13 protein-coding genes and 1 pseudogene are annotated in these 17,251 nt (G+C 75.8%); 9 read left to right on the top strand and 5 right to left on the bottom strand.

The window, feature by feature from the left end; all coding sequences use genetic code 11:
* Both OSB71_RS17855 and OSB71_RS17860 read right to left on the bottom strand, forming a co-directional pair.
* Positions 1-266: pseudogene (locus OSB71_RS17855) on the bottom strand (S8 family peptidase); the annotation flags it as partial.
* 447 nt (positions 267-713) lie between these two features.
* Positions 714-2,555, bottom strand: a complete 1,842-nt coding sequence (locus tag OSB71_RS17860) for a BACON domain-containing protein (protein ID WP_265949353.1) — start codon at positions 2,553-2,555, stop codon at positions 714-716.
* 229 nt (positions 2,556-2,784) lie between these two features.
* Here OSB71_RS17860 and radA point away from each other — a divergent pair, with 229 nt between their 5' ends.
* Positions 2,785-4,167 (top strand): DNA repair protein RadA, encoded by a 1,383-nt coding sequence (radA, locus tag OSB71_RS17865; RefSeq protein ID WP_265949226.1) that lies wholly within the window; start codon positions 2,785-2,787, stop codon positions 4,165-4,167.
* A gap of 128 nt (positions 4,168-4,295) precedes the next feature.
* Complete coding sequence (disA, locus tag OSB71_RS17870; protein ID WP_265949355.1) at positions 4,296-5,354, top strand: DNA integrity scanning diadenylate cyclase DisA; 1,059 nt, start codon at positions 4,296-4,298, stop codon at positions 5,352-5,354.
* 302 nt (positions 5,355-5,656) lie between these two features.
* On the opposite strand, the gene OSB71_RS17875 is transcribed toward disA, so the two are convergent.
* The gene (locus OSB71_RS17875) at positions 5,657-6,526 is read right to left on the bottom strand and encodes a hypothetical protein (RefSeq protein WP_265949228.1); all 870 of its coding nucleotides are present in this window, start codon (positions 6,524-6,526) and stop codon (positions 5,657-5,659) included.
* 189 nt (positions 6,527-6,715) lie between these two features.
* Here OSB71_RS17875 and OSB71_RS17880 point away from each other — a divergent pair, with 189 nt between their 5' ends.
* From OSB71_RS17880 to OSB71_RS17910, 7 genes are all read left to right on the top strand, one after another.
* The gene (locus tag OSB71_RS17880) at positions 6,716-7,624 is read left to right on the top strand and encodes an iron-sulfur binding domain-containing protein (protein ID WP_265949229.1); all 909 of its coding nucleotides are present in this window, start codon (positions 6,716-6,718) and stop codon (positions 7,622-7,624) included.
* A gap of 404 nt (positions 7,625-8,028) precedes the next feature.
* The gene (locus OSB71_RS17885; RefSeq protein ID WP_416237287.1) at positions 8,029-8,757 is read left to right on the top strand and encodes a SigE family RNA polymerase sigma factor; all 729 of its coding nucleotides are present in this window, start codon (positions 8,029-8,031) and stop codon (positions 8,755-8,757) included.
* Entirely contained in the window at positions 8,745-9,512 is a 768-nt protein-coding gene (locus tag OSB71_RS17890; RefSeq protein WP_265949231.1) for a hypothetical protein, read from the top strand. The genes OSB71_RS17885 and OSB71_RS17890 overlap by 13 nt, the downstream gene beginning before the upstream one ends.
* Before the next feature lie 7 nt (positions 9,513-9,519).
* Positions 9,520-10,242, top strand: coding sequence for a two-component system response regulator CseB (gene cseB / locus OSB71_RS17895; protein WP_265949232.1), 723 nt, complete (start codon positions 9,520-9,522; stop codon positions 10,240-10,242).
* A gap of 9 nt (positions 10,243-10,251) precedes the next feature.
* Positions 10,252-11,496: a sensor histidine kinase gene (locus OSB71_RS17900; RefSeq protein ID WP_265949234.1), complete on the top strand. Its 1,245-nt coding sequence runs from the start codon at positions 10,252-10,254 to the stop codon at positions 11,494-11,496.
* A 51-nt stretch (positions 11,497-11,547) separates the two neighbouring features.
* Positions 11,548-14,103: an NACHT domain-containing protein gene (locus tag OSB71_RS17905; protein ID WP_265949235.1), complete on the top strand. Its 2,556-nt coding sequence runs from the start codon at positions 11,548-11,550 to the stop codon at positions 14,101-14,103.
* A gap of 37 nt (positions 14,104-14,140) precedes the next feature.
* The gene (locus OSB71_RS17910) at positions 14,141-15,478 is read left to right on the top strand and encodes a radical SAM protein (protein WP_265949237.1); all 1,338 of its coding nucleotides are present in this window, start codon (positions 14,141-14,143) and stop codon (positions 15,476-15,478) included.
* 182 nt (positions 15,479-15,660) lie between these two features.
* On the opposite strand, the gene OSB71_RS17915 is transcribed toward OSB71_RS17910, so the two are convergent.
* Positions 15,661-16,200, bottom strand: coding sequence for a flavoprotein (locus tag OSB71_RS17915; protein ID WP_265949239.1), 540 nt, complete (start codon positions 16,198-16,200; stop codon positions 15,661-15,663).
* Entirely contained in the window at positions 16,197-17,156 is a 960-nt protein-coding gene (locus tag OSB71_RS17920) for a DNA-binding protein (RefSeq protein WP_265949370.1), read from the bottom strand. The genes OSB71_RS17915 and OSB71_RS17920 overlap by 4 nt, the downstream gene beginning before the upstream one ends.
* Positions 17,157-17,251 lie beyond the last annotated feature (95 nt).

The following is a 17,251-nucleotide window of genomic DNA, read 5'->3' on the forward strand; positions in this document are numbered from 1 at the left end:
ACCTCGTCGTAGGTGAGCTCGATCTCGGCCCCGTACTTCTCGGCCAGCTCCCGGCCCGCCGGGGACTCGGCGTCCGGCGCGCCGTCCTTGAGGGTGACGATGTACTGGTTCTTGATCGTGCCCGGTGCGCCCGCGTTGGCGATCACGCCCACAGGCTCCTCGGCCGCGACCGCCGGGTAGGCGGCGCCGGCGCCCAGCGCGACTGCCACCGCGGAGGTGACCGCGACGGCGGACCATCTGCGCTTGGGGGAACGCATCACTGCCATGGAGAGATCCTTCTCTTGGTGGTGCGCGGAGTGGGGAAACGGTGGTCGCGAACATGACATTGGCAACCACTGGCCGAAACCCTTCACCGCGGAATCGGATGAGCGCAAGAGGTCTGCGGGAATTTCCTGAACTCCCGTACCACACCCATCACCTGGTGTCCGGACGGCCCTTGGCCCCGGATGAGCCATCCCTACGGATACGCAGAAAACAGGAACACGGAGCACCCGAGAGAAAAGTCTCCGCGCGTTGACCCGTTGCCCATGGCCGGTTTTCCCTTTTCCTCCTCCGGGAAAACGCGACGACGCCTCATGTCACCCGCGTCACGGATACGCAACTAACTCCGCACACGCCCCTGTTGCCCGCCCCGGGCGCGAGCGGACCCGCGCGCTCCCCCCGGCGCCGCACCCGCGCCCCGCGGCCGTCCGCCCGGCGGGCGCCGCGGGGTCTCAGTCGGCGGCTGAGGGCGACGGGGAGTCGGAGGGCGAGGGCTCCGGCTCGGTCGGGGTGGGCGCGGGCTCCTCGGGGGGCTCGGTGGGGCCCGGCTCCGGGGTGCGGCCCTGGCCCTCGACGGTGATGACCGCGCCGGCGGGGGCGAGGTGGATGTGGGCCGTCCACGGCCCGCTGGGCTCGGTGTCCGCGTCCACGGTGACCGTGATCGTCGTCGACTCGCCCGGGGCGAGCGTGCCGGACGCGTGACTGAGCCGCAGCCACGGCGCGTCGGCGGCCGCGGACCAGGTGACGGGCGAACCGCCCGAGGCGGTGAGCGTGACGTGGGTCGCGTCACCGCTCGTCGCGGCCTCCACCTCCACGCGGCCGGGGGCCGGGGCGGTGGTGGCGCCGCCGGCGGGCGGCGGCGTGACCGTCCGGTCGGCGGGCGGCCGGCCGGGGCGCTCGTCGTCCCGGCCGGGCTCCGCCTGGGCCGTCACCGAGACGCCGACGCGGCTCTCGGCATCCTCCCCGGACACCGGGCCGTGGTCCCCGTGGGAGCGCTGGCCGCCCTCGGGGGCGGCGCCGTCGGGCGTGCCGTCGGCGTCCTCGGACTCCACGGCGGCCACCGAGGCGCCCTCGCGCGCCTCACCGGTCAGCGGCGCGCCCCGGTAGGCCGCCCACACGGCGAGGACGGGCGCCGCGATGACGGTGGCGACGACGGTGGTGGTGACGGCGCGGCTGCGCAGGCGCTCGCGGCGCGCGGCCCGGTCGCGGTCGGTGACCGGGAAACCCCGCCGGTCGAAGCGCGGGGTGTGCAGCATGCGGGCGCGCAGCGCGCCGCGCAGGGCGGCGTGGACGGCCGCCCGGGGCGCGGCCAGCACGGGCAGCGTGCCGGAGCCCGTGGGCGCGGTGCCGGGCCAGGGCTGCCCGGCCGTGGAGCGCTCGGCGGCACGGCGGCACAGCGGGCACGCGTCGACGTGCCGGACGAGCTCGCGGCACAGCGCGGTGCCCAGCAGCACCTCGTGGTCCGCGGCGATGCGGGCGACGGTGGGGCAGCCGCCGGTGGCGACGACGGCGAGCGCGGCCCGGGTGCGCTCGACCTCGCAGGCGCCGCTGGACAGCAGGGCGCGGGCGGCGTCCTCGCTCTTGCCCAGCACGGCGGCCACCTCGTGCACGGGAAGCTGGTGGCGCACGGCCAGCTCCAGCGCCTCGCGCTGCTCGGGCGCGGTGCCCGCGGCCTCCGGCCAGGCCAGCGCGCCCAGTTCGCGGCGGCGCTGGTCGGCGGCGGGCCCGGACAGCGGCGGCCCCTCGGCACGCGGCGGAGTACCCGCGGACAGCCGGCGCAGGCACGACCAGCGGGTCAGCGCGTACAGCCAGGGCCGGTGGGCGGCCGGGTCGGCGGGGGCGCGGTCGCGCAGCCGCTGCCGCTCGGCGACGGCCAGTGCCTCGCCGAGCGCGGCGATGGCGGCGTCGTGGTCGCACATGACCGACAGACAGTAGGAGAACAGCCCGTCGAGGTAGGCGTCGAAGTGGGCGGGCGGGCGCTCCTCGGAGTGCCCGGGACGCCGGCCGCTCCCGCCGGAGCGGCCGGAGGCGCGGTGCATGCCGGTGCCGGAGCCCGCGCCGTGCCGTGCGGAGTGCTTGGCGGAGTGCTTCGCCGGCTGCCTCGCCGTCTGTTTCGCCGCCTGTTTCGCCGCCTGCTTCTTCGCCGCCTGCTTCGCGGATCGTTTCGCCTGGCCGGCGGCCCGGCGGTCACCGCCGGGCTCGCCCGCGGCGGCAGCCTGCGTGCCGGCGCGCGGCGCGGCCCGGCGCGCTCGGTGGGCGCCGGTGCGGTCGGGGAGCTGCTCGCGCCTGGTCATCACTGGGTGACGGTAGGCGGCACACCGACGCGATCCACCGGTCACCGACCCGGGTTAACCCGGACGGGTGACGCCTTCTCACTCGGAAGAGGACACGTCGGAGCGCGCCGCTGCCGTCGGCGCCTCACCCGCGCGGGGCGCCGACGCCCCGGTGGTGGCGAGGCGCCCGTCACCCCGCGGGGGCGAGGCGCCGCCCGTGCTGTCGGCGCCCGCCGCTACCGTGAGCGCCATGGCTGCCCGCAAGTCGTCCGCGAAGGACCGTCCCTCCTACCGCTGCTCCGACTGCGGTTGGTCCACCCCCAAGTGGCTGGGCCGCTGCTCCGAGTGCCACGCGTGGAACACCATCGAGGAGCAGGGCGGCCCCGGCGTGCGGACGACGGCGCCGGGCCGGGTGACGGCCCCCGCCCTGCCGATCGGCCAGGTGGACGCCCGGCAGGCGGCCGCCCGCCCCACCGGCGTCCCCGAGCTGGACCGGGTGCTCGGCGGGGGCCTGGTGCCCGGCGCCGTGGTGCTGCTGGCCGGGGAGCCGGGCGTGGGCAAGTCCACCCTGCTGCTGGACGTGGCGGCGAAGGCGGCCGACGAGGCCCGGCCGACGCTCTACATCACCGGGGAGGAGTCGGCCGGCCAGGTGCGCATGCGGGCCGACCGCATCGGCGCGCTCAGCGAGCACCTCTACCTCGCGGCCGAGACGGACCTCGCGGCGGTGCTCGGCCACCTCGACGACATCAAGCCCGCCCTGCTGGTGCTGGACTCGGTGCAGACGGTCGCCTCCCCGGAGATCGACGGCGCGCCCGGGGGCATGGCGCAGGTGCGCGAGGTGGCCGGGGCGCTGATCCGGGCGTCCAAGGAGCGCGGCATGTCCACGCTGCTGGTCGGCCACGTCACCAAGGACGGCGCCATCGCCGGGCCGCGCCTGCTGGAGCATTTGGTGGACGTGGTGCTGCACTTCGAGGGGGACCGGCACGCCCGGCTGCGCCTGGTGCGCGGCGTGAAGAACCGCTACGGCGCGACGGACGAGGTGGGCTGCTTCGAGCTGCACGACGAGGGGATCACGGGCCTGGCCGACCCGTCGGGCCTCTTCCTCACCCGGCGTGACGCGCCGGTGCCCGGCACCTGCCTGACGGTGACGCTGGAGGGGCGGCGCCCGCTCGTGGCCGAGGTGCAGGCGCTCACCGTCGACACGCAGATCCCCTCGCCCCGGCGCACCACCTCCGGCCTGGAGACCTCGCGGGTGTCGATGATGCTGGCGGTGCTGGAGCAGCGCGGCCGGATCAACGCGCTGGGCAAGCGCGACATCTACAGCGCCACGGTCGGCGGGGTGCGGCTGTCGGAGCCGGCCGCCGACCTGGCCGTGGCCCTGGCCCTGGCCAGCGCCGCGATCGACACCCCGCTGCCGAAGAACCTGGTGGCGATCGGCGAGGTGGGGCTGGCCGGCGAGGTGCGCCGGGTGACCGGCGTGCAGCGGCGGCTGAGCGAGGCCGCGCGCCTGGGATTCACCCACGCCCTGGTGCCCACGGACCCGGGCCGGGTGCCCGACGGCATGCGCGTACTGGAGGTCGCCGACATAGGGGACGCGCTGCGCGCGCTGCCCCCGCGCAGCGCGCGGGCCTGAGCCCCGGCGCCGCCGGTAGACTTTGCCCTGGTCTCGCCCGTACGTACGCACGACCCCTCGCCGGAACCAGGCACGACCGAAGGAGCGCCGTGGCACCCATCGACCGGGCAGGAGCCGCTGACAAGCTGATGCGCGCCTCACTCAGCGCGGTCGCCCCCGGCACCGCGCTGCGCGACGGCCTGGAGCGCGTCCTGCGCGGGAACACCGGTGGGCTGATCGTCCTCGGCATGGACCGCACGGTGGAGCCGCTGTGCAGCGGCGGCTTCGTGCTGGACGTCGAGTTCAGCGCGACGCGCCTGCGTGAGCTGTGCAAGCTCGACGGCGCGCTCGTGCTGGACAAGGACATCACCAAGATCGTGCGCGCCGGCGTACAACTGGTGCCCGACGCCTCGATCCCCACGGAGGAGACCGGCACCCGGCACCGCACCGCGCAGCGGGTGTCCATCCAGACCGGCTTCCCGGTCGTCTCCGTCAGCCAGTCGATGCGGCTGATCGCCCTGTACGTCAACGGCCACCGGCGGGTGCTGGAGGACTCCGCGGCGATCCTCTCCCGCGCGAACCAGGCCCTGGCCACCCTGGAGCGGTACAAGCTGCGCCTGGACGAAGTGGCGGGAACGCTCTCCGCGCTGGAGATCGAGGACCTCGTCACGGTGCGCGACGTCTCGGCGGTGGCGCAGCGCCTGGAGATGGTGCGCCGCATCGCCACGGAGATCGCCGAGTACGTGGTGGAGCTGGGCACCGACGGGCGGCTGCTCTCGCTCCAGCTCGACGAGCTGATCGCGGGCGTGGAGCCGGAGCGGGAGCTGGTCGCGCGGGACTACGTGCCGCAGCCCTCGGGCAAGCGCGGCCGCACGGTGGGCAGCGCCCTCACCGAGCTGGACCGGCTCAGCCACTCCGAACTCCTGGAACTGGCCACCGTGGCACGGGCCCTGGGCTACAGCGGCGCCCCCGAGACGCTCGACTCGGCCGTCTCCCCGCGCGGGTTCCGGCTGCTGGCCAAGGTACCGCGGCTGCCGAACACGGTCATCGAGCGGCTGGTCGAGCACTTCGGCGGGCTGCAGAAGCTGCTCGCCGCCAGCGTGGACGACCTCCAGACGGTCGACGGCGTCGGCGAGGCCCGCGCCCGCTCGGTCCGCGAGGGCCTGTCCCGCCTGGCGGAGTCCTCGATCCTGGAACGCTACGTCTGACCCTCCCCCGCCCCGCCACGGCGCGCGGCGCCACGCGACGCCCCGGGCACCGCGACGGCTCACCGCCCCGCGTCCCGCACCGCGCGCGACGGCGCCACCCACCGGCGACCCGTGCGCCACGGCCCCGTGACGCGCGGCGGACGACGGCCCGGGGCACCCCCACGGCGCGCCGCGGCGGACGACGCCGCCCGGGCGTGCCCGGCCCCGGGGCGCAGCGTCCGGCGGGCTCGCGCGCGGTGGTTCCGGCCGGAGTGCGGCGCCGCACCGGCCCCGGCCGGCCGCGCGCGCCGGGGGACGAGCCGTCAGTCCTTGGCGAGCACGAAGGAGATCTGCGCGGTGCCGAGCCCGGGGACGGCGACCTCGGCCAGATACGTGCCCGGGGCGGCGGCGTCGCGCGCGCTCTTCGGGCAGTCGGGGGCGCTGCCCTGCCGGTCCCACCGGACGGTGTGCGTGGCGGTGCCGCCCGCGGGGACCGCCAGGGCGGCCGCGTCGCCCGGCTCGGCGCAGTGCTCGGAGGACCACACGGTGTCGTCGTCCGCCTCCGAGATGGTCAGGACCGCCTGGCGGGGGCCCACGCCCACCCGGCAGGCCGCGTCCCCGGTGTTCTCCACGGTGATCCGCAGCTCGGGCCGCTCGCCGGGGGCGTAGGTGTTCTCCGCGCTCTCCAGCCGCAGTTCCGCCGCGCCGGACGCGCACGCGGGCAGCCCGTCCGGGTCACCGCCGCCGGGCCCGCCCGAGCCCCCGGAGGCGCCCGCCGCGCCGCCGGAGCCGGACGCGCCGCCTCCCCCGGCACCGCCTGACCGGCCGTCGCCGGCGTCCGAACCGCCGTCACCGCCGTCACCGCCGCCCGCGCCGGCACCGCCGGTGTCGTCGCCCGCCCCGCCCGCGTCCGCGTCGCCCTCCGCGCCCGCGTCGGCCTCCTCGCGGCCTCCGGGGCGGTCGTCGGGCAGCGAGCCGGTCGGGGTGGGGCCCGGCGTGATGGGGCTCGACGCCCCCCGGCCGTCGTCCGGGCCGTCGCCCGCCTGGCCGCGCCGGTCGCCGTCACCGCCGAAGCCGGTGAACAGCCACACCACGAGCGCGGTCAGGAGCAGGAGGAAGCCCAGCGCAACGGCCCTCCGACGCCAGTAGATGGAGGAGGGAAGCGGCCCGATCGGATTGCGCAGTGATCCCACGCGGAAACCTTACGAGACTTCGGCCACTCGTCCGGCCTCACCCGCCGGGCCGAACGTCAACTTTTCCGATCTAAGACCGCCGTGCGCCCCGTTCGCGCTCCGCCGCCTGCCGCAACGGCACCGCGCGGGCGACGGTAACCCAGCGCGGCGTTTCCGCCTCACCGCCCGGCGTGCCAGGATCGTAGGGCCATGACTGTCACGACCGAAACCGCGATCCGGGAGCACGACGCCTCCGCGCTCCACGGCCCCGTCATCGACTGGTTCGACGCCCACGCCAGGGATCTGCCCTGGCGCCGCCCCGAGGCGGGCGCGTGGGGCGTCATGGTCAGCGAGTTCATGCTCCAGCAGACGCCGGTCAACCGCGTGCTGCCGGTGTACGAGGCGTGGTTGGCCCGCTGGCCGCGCCCCGCCGACCTGGCCGCCGAGCCGCCCGGTGAGGCGGTCCGCGCCTGGGGCCGGCTCGGCTACCCGCGCCGCGCGCTGCGGCTGCACGGGGCGGCCGTCGCCATAGCGGAACGGCACGGCGGTGACGTCCCGGCCGAGCACGCGCAGCTCCTGGCGCTGCCGGGGGTCGGCGAGTACACGGCCGCCGCGGTGGCCTCCTTCGCCTACGGCAAGCGCCACGCGGTGCTCGACACCAACGTGCGCCGCGTCTTCGCCCGCGCCCTGACCGGCACCCAGTACCCGCCGAACGCGACGACGGCGGCCGAACGCCGCCTGGCGCGGGCGGTCCTGCCCGCGGGCGAGGCCACGGCGGCCCGCTGGGCGGCGGCGACGATGGAGCTGGGCGCCCTGGTGTGCACGGCCCGCTCGCCGGAGTGCGCACGCTGTCCGATCGCCGCGCGGTGCGCCTGGCGGCTGGCCGGGTCCCCGCCGCACGCGGGCCCGCCGCGCCGGGGCCAGACGTACGCGGGCACCGACCGCCAGGTGCGCGGCAAGCTGCTCGCCGTCCTGCGGGACGCCGAAGGGCCGGTGCCGCGCACCGCGCTGGACGCCGTCTGGGGTGACGCGGTGCAGCGGGCCCGGGCGCTGGACGGCCTGGTGGCGGACGGGCTGGTCGAGCCGCTCCCCGACGCCCACTACCGCTTGCCGGGATGACCGCCTTGCCGGGCGAGCGCGTCCGGCGGGACGGCGCGGCACCCCGGGCGCGCTGAGCGCCCGGGGCCGCCCGGCGGCTCCCGCGCCGGCGCCGGTACGGAGCGCGGCGACCGGCGAGCACCACGCCCCGGGCCCGCGGCCGGACCGGACGACGCACCGCCGCCCCGGGCGCGCGGTGCGATCCGGCGCCCGCGGCCACCCCGGCGCGCGGCGCAGCCGGGGCGGACGCCGCCGAGGGGGCGTGCGCCGGGCGGGCCGGGCGTGCGCGGGGCGGCCTGTTACACAACCGATGGCATTCCGCCGGACGGCCGTGCCGTCCGCGCCGGTGTCGCCGCAACACCGCGTCCCTACCGTCGTCGGCGTACGGACGAGGCCGCATCGGCGAGCCAAGGGGAGGCGAACCAGTGACGCCGCACGAGAACCTGACCAGTTTCGAGTCCTTCGAAACCTACGTGCGCAGCCGCCAGGAGGCGCTGCTGCGCAGTGCGCGGCGCCTGGTCCCCGATCCCACCGACGCCCAGGACCTCCTGCAGACGGCACTCGTGCGCACGTATGGAAAATGGGACGGTATCGAGGACAAGTCGCTGGCCGACGCCTACCTCCGGCGCGTGATGATCAACACGCGCACCGAGTGGTGGCGCTCGCGGCGCCTCCAGGAGCTGCCGACCGACACACTGCCCGAGGTGGCCAGCGAGGAGGACCGCTTCGGCCAGTACGCCGACCGCGCCCTCCTGGTCGACGTCCTGAGCGTGCTCGCGCCCAAGCAGCGCAGCGTGGTCGTGCTGCGCCACTGGGAGCAGATGAGCACCGAGGAGACGGCCGAGGCGCTCGGCATGTCCACGGGCACCGTGAAGAGCACGCTGCACCGGGCGCTGGCCCGGCTGCGGGAGGAGCTGGAGAGCAGGGAGCTGTGCGAGCAGTCAGCGGAGCGCGGGCGCGGGCCCACCGGCGGCCCGCGCCCGGGCGTGCCGCGCACCCGGGCCGCCGCGCCGCGGACCACCGCGCCGCGGACCACCGCGCCGCGGACCACCGCGCCGGGGGCCGCCGCGCCGGGGGCGAGCGCGCCGCGCGCCGGCGCACCGCGCGCGGGTGGCCGGCGGCCGGAGCGGAACCCCGCGGCGTGCGCCGTGTGACGCTGCCGGGGGCCCGCCTGGCGGCGCCGGCGCTCTGGGCGCTCGTCACGCTCGTGCTCCTGGCGTTCGTGCTGAGCGGCTGCTCGGCCGGGGACGGCGTGCGGGTCGAGCAGTCGGCCGGCGCCGCCGAGGACCCCGGCGCCCGGGCCACGCCGCTGCCCGCCGCCACGCCCTCGCCCGAGTCCGGGCACGAGGGCGTCGCGGGGGGCGCCGCCCCGGCCGAGCCGAGGCCGCCGACCGAGGGCGGCCGGTCGATGACGGCCGCGGCTCCCGTCTCCCCGCCCGGCGCGGCGAAGGAGGTGGAGGTCGTCTCGCTGCTCAAGGGCGACCCGGCGGTCAGCCAGGACGTGAAGGAGGGCCTGAGCCCGTGCGTGCGCGACGCCTGGCCCGTGCACGTCGCGTACGGCCGCCTGACCGGCAACGGCGGCACGGCCGACCTGGTGGTCAACGTCTCCGCCTGCGCCGACGGCAACGGGCTCGGCTCCTACGTGTACCGGCAGCGGGCACCGGGCGAGTGGGAGAGCGTCTTCGCCCACGAGGGCTCCGCCGTCTACGCGGAGGTCGGGCGGGACGCGCTGCTGCTGCACCAGCAGATCTACCTGCCGGGCGACGCCGTGTGCTGCCCCTCCGGCGAGGACGTGGTGACCTACTCCTGGCGGGACGGCGGCTTCCGCGAGCGGGACCGCGTCTACCAGGAGTACCCCGAGCCCACGGAGACCGAGCCCGGGTCCGCGGACCCGGGCGGGGAGGACTGAGCAGGCCGTGGCCGAGACACACGTGCTGTTCGTCGAGGACGACGACGTCATCCGCGAGGCGCTGCAACTGACCCTGGAGCGGGACGGCTTCGCGGTGACGGCCGCCCCGGACGGCCTGGCGGGCCTGGCGGCGTTCCGCGCCGACCGCCCGGACGTGGCGCTGCTGGACGTCATGGTGCCGGGGCTGGACGGGGTGAGCCTGTGCCGCCGCATCCGGGACGAGTCGACCGTGCCCGTCATCATGCTCTCCGCGCGTGCCGACCCCATCGACGTGGTGCTCGGTCTGGAGGCGGGCGCCGACGACTACGTCACCAAGCCGTTCGACGGCGCGGTGCTCGTCGCCCGCATCCGGGCCGTGCTGCGCCGCTTCGAGCACTCCCGGGCCGCCGCCGGGCCCGACCCCGGTCCGGGCGCGGAAGCGCCGGCCGGGCCGGGGGCGTCCGGTTCCGTGCTGCGCTTCGGGGACCTGGAGGTGGACACCGACGGCATGGAGGTGCGCCGCGACGGGGCGCCGGTGCCGCTGACGCCCACCGAGATGCGGCTGCTGCTGGAGTTCTCCGCCGCGCCCGGCAGCGTGCTCTCGCGCGACCGGCTGCTGGAGCGGGTGTGGGACTACGGCTGGGGCGGCGACACCCGCGTCGTGGACGTCCACGTCCAGCGGCTGCGCACCAAGATCGGGCAGCACCGGATCGAGACGGTCCGCGGGTTCGGCTACAAGCTGAGGGGCTGAGCGGCGGCGGTGCGAGCGTTCCGGGTCGGGCTGCGGTGGAAGCTGAGCTGCGCCATCGCCGCCGTCAGCGCGCTGGTGGCGCTGCTGCTGAGCCTCATCGTGCACAACGCCGCCCGGGTGACGATGATCAGCAACAGCCGCGACGTGCAGGACGAGCGGCTGCGCTCGGCCGAGCGGATCTACGAGTCCAACGAGCGGCTGGCGCTGGGCGCGGCGCTCGACGACCCCGAGCTGCCCGAGCCGCTGCGGGAGGCCGTCGCCGCGGGCGAGCGGGCCACCTACGTCAGCGAGAACGCCGACCACGCCCCGGACGTGTGGGCCGCCGCCCCGCTGCCCGGCGGCGGCGTCCTCTCCCTGCACGCGCGCTTCACCGACCGCTACTCGGTCCTGGCCGACCTCGACCGCACGCTGGTGATCGGCTCCGGCTCCGTCGTCGTGGGCAGCTCGGCGCTGGGCGTGCTCATCGGCGGGCGGCTGTCGCGGCGGCTGCGCAAGGCGGCCGCGGCCGCCGGGCGGGTCGCGGCGGGCGACGCGGACGTGCGGGTGCGCGAGGCCATCGGCGGCCGCGCCCAGGACGAGGCCGACGAGCTGGCCCGGGCCATCGACGCCATGGCCGACGCGCTCCAGGCCCGCCTGGACGCCGAGCGCCGCGTGACCGCCGACATCGCGCACGAGCTGCGCACCCCGGTCACCGGCCTGGTGACGGCGGCCGGGCTGCTGCCCGACGGACGCCCGGCGGAGCTGGTGCGCGACCGGGCGCAGGTGCTGTGCACGCTGGTGGAGGACATCCTGGAGGTCGCCCGGCTGGACGGCGCGGCCGAGCGCGCGGAGCTCCAGGAGGTGGCGCTCGGCGAGTTCGTCGCCCGCCGGGTGCGGGCGCTGGACCCGGCGGCCACCGTCCGCGTCAGCGGAGCCGACGCCCTGGTCACCACCGACCCGCGCCGGCTGGAGCGCATCCTCGGCAACCTGCTGGCGAACGCGGCCCGGCACGGCGCGCCGCCGATCGAGGTCACCGTCGCCGAGCGCGAGCTGAGCGTGCGCGACCACGGCCCCGGCTTCCCCGCCGCCCTGCTGGCCGAGGGTCCCAGCCGCTTCCGCACCGGCTCCGCCGACCGCGCCGGACGGGGACACGGGCTGGGCCTGACCATCGCCGTCGGCCAGGCCCGCGTGCTGGGCGCCGCCCTCACCTTCACCAACGCCGACCCCGGCGCCACCGCCACCCTCCGCCTGCCCCCCTCGGCCCCCTCCGCGTGAGCCGTGCCGGCCGCCAACTCCCGGGTGGGTGCGGGCGCTTAGGCTGAGGGCATGGAACCGAGCGCGCTGGGGATGCGGTTGGCGGCGGGCGCGGTGCGGCCGCTGGTGCAGAAGGTCCTGGTGAGCCGGGGGCCCGGCGCGGGGCTGGTGGACGCGCCGGTGCGGGTGGGCGGCTGGCTGAGCTTCCGCGGGGAGAAGCGCACGCTGCACGAGGGCGACCTGCACCGCCTGGCCACCGAGACCGTCGCCCGGTACGCGCGGGCGCTCGGGCCCCACGAGGCGCCCACCGGACCCGTCCGCGCCGAGGTCGCCGACGCCCTGGTGCGCGCCCTGCGCCACCTGGGCGAGCTGGACATGGACGACGTCCAGGCCGTCCGCCTGGGCCCCGAGCGGCTGGCCGCGCGGCTGCCCCGGCCCACCGCGCTCTCCGCGGACGCCGACGCCGCGTACACCACCCTGCTGCGCACCCTGTGCCTGCACGTGCTGAACTTCTTCACCCAGCACTCCACCTTCGTCGCCCGCACGCTGCTGGAGCAGTCGTCGGAGCTGGAGCGGGTGCTGACCACCGTCACCCTGCTCGCCGAGCGCGTGCCCTCGCGCACCGCCCTGGACGCCCGCTTCGAGGAGTCCTACGCGGCCCACGTCGCCCGGCGGCACAGCGAGCTGACGATCTACGGGCTGGACGTGCACCACGCCCGGGAGTGGCCGCTGGACACCGCCTACGTCTCCCTGGAGGCCGAGGCGGGCGGCGTGCCGGTGCCCGCCGAGCGGGCACTGCGGGGCAACGAGCGCGTGCTGCTGCGCGGCGGGGCGGGGTCGGGGAAGACGACCCTGGTGCAGTGGCTCGCCGTCACCACCGCGCGCCAGACCTACGACGAGCGGCTGACCCACCTCATCGGCCGGGTGCCGTTCGTGCTGCCGCTGCGCCGCGTGCTGCGCGACGGCGAGCCGCCCACCCCGGACCGGTTCCTGCACGCCGCCGGCTCCGTGCTCGCCGGCGAGCAGCCCGAGGGCTGGGCGACACGGGTGCTGCGCGCCGGGCGCGCCCTGCTGCTCGTGGACGGCATCGACGAGGTGCCCGAGCGCGACCGGGACGCCACCCGGCGCTGGCTGCGCGACCTCATGGGCGACTTCCCCGGCAACCTGTGGCTCGTCACCTCCCGGCCGTCCGCCGTGCGCGGCGACTGGCTGGCCCGCGAGGGGTTCACCGAGCTGACCCTCTCCCCGATGGGCCGCGCGGACGTCGCCGCGTTCGTCCGCCGCTGGCACGCGGCCGCCGAGGCCGGCACCGAGCTGGCCGACGCCCTGCTGGAGCAGCTCCGCTCCGTCGGCGACCTCTCCCGGCTGGCGGTCAACCCGCTCATGTGCGGCCTGCTGTGCGCGCTGCACCGCGAGCGGCACGGCTTCCTGCCGCACAGCCGCAGGGATCTCTACGAGGCGGCCCTGGCCATGCTGCTGGAACGCCGCGACGTCGAACGGGCCGTGCTGGACACGGGGCTGCGGCTGTCCAAGGAGACCTCCGTCACCCTGCTGCAGAAGCTCGCGCACTGGATGCTCCGCAACGACCGCGCGGAGATGGACCGCACCGACGCGGTGGCCCAGCTCGCCCGCGCCCTGCCGCTGATGGCCCACATCCCGGCGGACCCGGAGGGGGTCTACCGCCACCTGCGCGACCGCTCCGGGCTGCTCCTGGAGCCCGCCGAGGGCCGCGTCGCCTTCGTCCACCGCACCTTCCAGGACTACCTGGCCGCCAAGGCCGCCGTCGAGGAGGGCGACTTCCCGCTGCTGACCGACCACGCGGAGCAGACCCAGTGGGAGGACGTGCTGCGCATGGCCGTGGCGCACGCCCGGCCCGCCGAGCGGGCGCGCCTGCTGCGCGGCGTGCTGGGGGACGACGCGGACGGCGTCTCCTACCGGCGCGTGCTGGTGGCCGCGTCCTGCCTGGCCCACGCCACCGAGCTGGACCCGGCGCTGCGGCGGGACATCGAGACGCTGCTCACCTCCCTCGTGCCGCCGGGCAGCGCCTCCCGGGCCCGGGAGCTGGCGGCGGTCGGCGGCACCCTGGTGCTCGGGCTGCTGCCCGGTCCCGAGGGGCTGAGCGACGAGACCGCCCGCCACGTCGTCCTCACCGCCACGCAGATCCCCGACGACGCGGCCGTGCCGCTGCTCGCCCGCTACCGCGACCACCCCTCGCTCGGCGTGCGGCGGCAGCTCAGCTGGGCCTGGCACCGCTTCGACACCGCGCTGTACGCCGAGGAGATCATCGCGCATCTGCGGCAGGACAAGCTGTACTTCACCGTCGCGGACACCGAGCACCTGCGCGCCCTGCGGGCCCTGGGCGGCCGCGACCGGGTGCACGTCGCCCACCCCTGCGACCCGGCGGAGCTGCTGGCGCTCCTGCCGGCCGAGCGCCTGACGCACCTGTGGCTGGCCGACGGCTACCGCACGCACCGCGGGCGGTCCTGGCTGGAGGCGTTCCCGAACCTGCGCACCCTGATCCTCCCCGACCGCCACGCCGTCACCGGGGCGGACACGATCCCGGCCCACCTGAAGATCAAGACGGCGTACAACGAGTCCCCCGTGACCCGCGGGCAGGCGTCCGTGTGACAGTGGAGGGGCAGCACGACGGTTGGAGGCGCGTCGCATGGACAGTCGTACCGGGCTGGTCGAGGACCTGATGGACCGGTTCCCGCAGGTACCGCGGGAGGCGGTGATCAAGGAGGACCTGCTGCGCGGCGGGATCGCGTTCGACGACTCCGCCCTCAGCGGCAACGAGGGCGGCGACGTCAAGCCGAAGTCGTACTTCATCTTCTCCTTCGACCACCGCACGCTCCCCGAGCTGGGGGAGGCTGCGCTGCGGCGCCCGCCGGAGGAGATCGTGCTCACCGGAGGCCCCTACGAGCTGCGCCGCACGGTGGTCTCGGTGCGCGTCAACCCCGCCTCGCCCTACCGCGTGCGGTCCGGCGACGACGGCACCCTCGGCCTCTACCTCGACGGCGCGCGCATCGCCGACGTGGGCCTGCCCCCGATGCCGGACTACTACCGGCACACCCTCGCGAACGGCAAGTCGGTGATGGAGGTGGCGCCCACCATCCAGTGGGGCTACCTGATCTACCTGACCGTCTTCCGGGTGTGCCAGTACTTCGGCGCCAAGGAGGAGTGCCAGTACTGCGACATCAACCACAACTGGCGCCAGCACAAGGCCGCGGGCCGCCCCTACACGGGCGTCAAGCCGGTCGAGGAGGTGCTGGAGGCGCTGGAGATCATCGACCGGCACGACACCGCGCGCGCCTCCACCGCCTACACCCTCACCGGCGGGTCGATCACCTCCCACGTCGGCGGCCGCGACGAGGCCGACTTCTACGGCCGGTACGCGCAGGCCATCGAGGAGCGCTTCCCCGGCCGCTGGATCGGCAAGGTGGTGGCGCAGGCCCTGCCCCGGGCGGACGTGCAGCGCTTCCACGACTACGGCGTGCGCATCTACCACCCCAACTACGAGGTGTGGGACGAGCGGCTGTTCCAGCTCTACTGCCCGGGCAAGGAGCGCTACGTCGGCCGGGACGAGTGGCACCGCCGCATCCTGGACTCCGCCGAGGTGTTCGGCCCCCGCAACGTCATCCCCAACTTCGTCGCCGGGGTGGAGATGGCCGAACCGTTCGGCTTCACCACGGTCGACGCGGCGATCGACTCCACGGCCGAGGGCCTGCACTACTTCATGTCCCGCGGCATCACGCCCCGGTTCACCACCTGGTGCCCGGAGCCCACGACGCCGCTGGGCAAGGCCAACCCGCTCGGCGCCCCGCTGGAGTACCACATCCGCCTGCTCCAGACCTACCGGGCGACGATGGAGGAGTACGGCCTGACCTCCCCACCCGGCTACGGCCCGCCCGGCCCCGGCCGCGCCGTCTTCTCCGTCAGCTCCTTCATGGACAGCCTCCCCCTGGAGGACACCCCCGCCCCCGTCCCCACCCACACCCCCTGACCCCACCCACGCGCCCCGGCGGGCGGCGACCGGGCCACACCGGCGGGCGGCACACCCCGCCCGCCGGTGCCCGCGGCGCTGCCCCCGGCGCCCGGAGCCGCCCCGGGCCCGACGCGCCGCACGACCTGCTCGACGCCGCCCGCCCCCCGCCGTGACGCTCCCCACCGGAGTGGCGGTCAGGTTCACGGTGACGGAGGGGGAAGGGCGGCCAGCGCACGGTGCCAGGGGTAGGCGCTCGCGTCCCCCTGTTTCGGGGGGTGCGGTGGGTAGCCGTCGGGGCCATCCAGCACACGGACGCCCTGTTCCCGCAGCGTCGCGAGCGCACGGCCGACGGCGGGCTGCGCTCCCAACGCGGTGCTCCAGAACGGCATGGCCGCCACCGGCACCCCCAAGTGCACGCCCTCGGCAGGCACCCCGAGCGCCACGGTGTCCGTGATGCCGGCGGCCCACTTGCACGCACTCGTCGTCGTCATCGGCGCCACCAGCATCGCCGTGGCCCGGGGCAGCGCGTCCCGCTCGCCGGGAAGCTTGTACCGGTGGCGGACGACGCGCCCGGTCAGGCGCTCCAGTTCGGCCATGCGCGGCTCCCACCATCGGGCCGCCGTGGGGGTGAGGAGCAGGCAGACGTCCCACCCCGCGTCCTGTGCGGCGCGCACGCCCGCGTCGACGTACTGCGTAGGCCCCGCGGCGCAGGCGATCAGGTACAGCACGGATCGCGTCATGCGCGCAGTCCACACCGCCCGGCGAGCGCGCGCAACGGGCCGCTGGGCACGGGGCTTACGACCAGCAGGTCCCCGACAAGTGCAAGCACGGAGGGACGGCTCCTCACTTCCTCCGGCGCCAACCGCTCGGCGTTGAGTACAGCGCTTACAGCAGCCTCTTTGCGACGTGTCAAGAGGCTGGCGCGCGCCACTGTAATGAGGTGCTGTGCCTGTCGTTCGCGTGGGAGAACAGCGACTGCCTGGGGCGCCAGGGCGGTGTGCGCGTCGAGCGCGGACCAGCCGTCCTCGACCCGGACCAGGGCATCGACGCGGTGTAGCCCAACGTTGGTGGGGCCGAAGCTTGTCCAGTCGGCGTTCAGGTCCGCTCCCTGCTGCTCCGCCGCGTCCTGCGCCGCAGCGATCAGCGAGTCCATGGCTTGGATGCCGTCGCGGGAACGACCGTTGCCGGTCACTGCGATCGCAGCGGTCAGATAGAGCATGCCAAGCGTGGAAAGGCCCTCCGCGCCGCGCTGCTCAAGCTCAGAGCGAAGCCGATTGGCCGTGTTGACAGCTAACGTGACCGCCGTGTCGGTGCGCCCCTGTTGGGCGAGGCTCTTGGCCACGCGGCGCGAAGCGGCGGCAACGGCTACGGGGTCGGCCGCCAACTCGGCGGTAGCCAGCGCGCGGTCGGCGGCGACGGCCGCTTCAGAGACGGTGGCGGCCCCGAACTTCTGCAAGTAAGAGGCAGCGAGCTGGTAAGTGCGAGAAAGGGTGCCGTACGCCTCACAGCGTGTTTCCAGGCTCGCTGCGGCGGCAGCAGCGCGGGCGCCGATCAGGAGCCCAGGCAACTCACGGGCCAGCGCGGTGTAGTGGCAGGCCTGGAACGTCGTGCAGCAGTAATCGAGTCGTCGCTTCAGTCGCTCGGGCGCGGGGGTCTCTTGAGAAACGACCTCGTGGAAGGCGTCGAGAACAGCCACGGCTTCCTGGGGTGGCCCATCTGGGGGAGAGCCAGGTCGGGGCTCCGACATGAGCTGTTCCAAAGGAATGCGTAGGACATCGGCGGCACGCTCCA

This window comes from Streptomyces marinisediminis, assembly GCF_026262575.1.
Classification (GTDB): Bacteria; Actinomycetota; Actinomycetes; order Streptomycetales; family Streptomycetaceae; genus Streptomyces; species Streptomyces marinisediminis.

Excerpts from the sequence above, each read along its gene's own strand:
- OSB71_RS17860 (WP_265949353.1), bottom strand. The coding sequence starts at position 2,555 with ATGACCAGGCGCGAGCAGCTCCCCGACCGCACCGGCGCCCACCGAGCG.
- radA (WP_265949226.1), top strand. The coding sequence starts at position 2,785 with ATGGCTGCCCGCAAGTCGTCCGCGAAGGACCGTCCCTCCTACCGCTGC.
- disA (WP_265949355.1), top strand. The coding sequence starts at position 4,296 with ATGCGCGCCTCACTCAGCGCGGTCGCCCCCGGCACCGCGCTGCGCGAC.
- OSB71_RS17880 (WP_265949229.1), top strand. The coding sequence starts at position 6,716 with ATGACTGTCACGACCGAAACCGCGATCCGGGAGCACGACGCCTCCGCG.
- OSB71_RS17905 (WP_265949235.1), top strand. The coding sequence starts at position 11,548 with ATGGAACCGAGCGCGCTGGGGATGCGGTTGGCGGCGGGCGCGGTGCGG.
- OSB71_RS17910 (WP_265949237.1), top strand. The coding sequence starts at position 14,141 with ATGGACAGTCGTACCGGGCTGGTCGAGGACCTGATGGACCGGTTCCCG.
- OSB71_RS17915 (WP_265949239.1), bottom strand. The coding sequence starts at position 16,200 with ATGACGCGATCCGTGCTGTACCTGATCGCCTGCGCCGCGGGGCCTACG.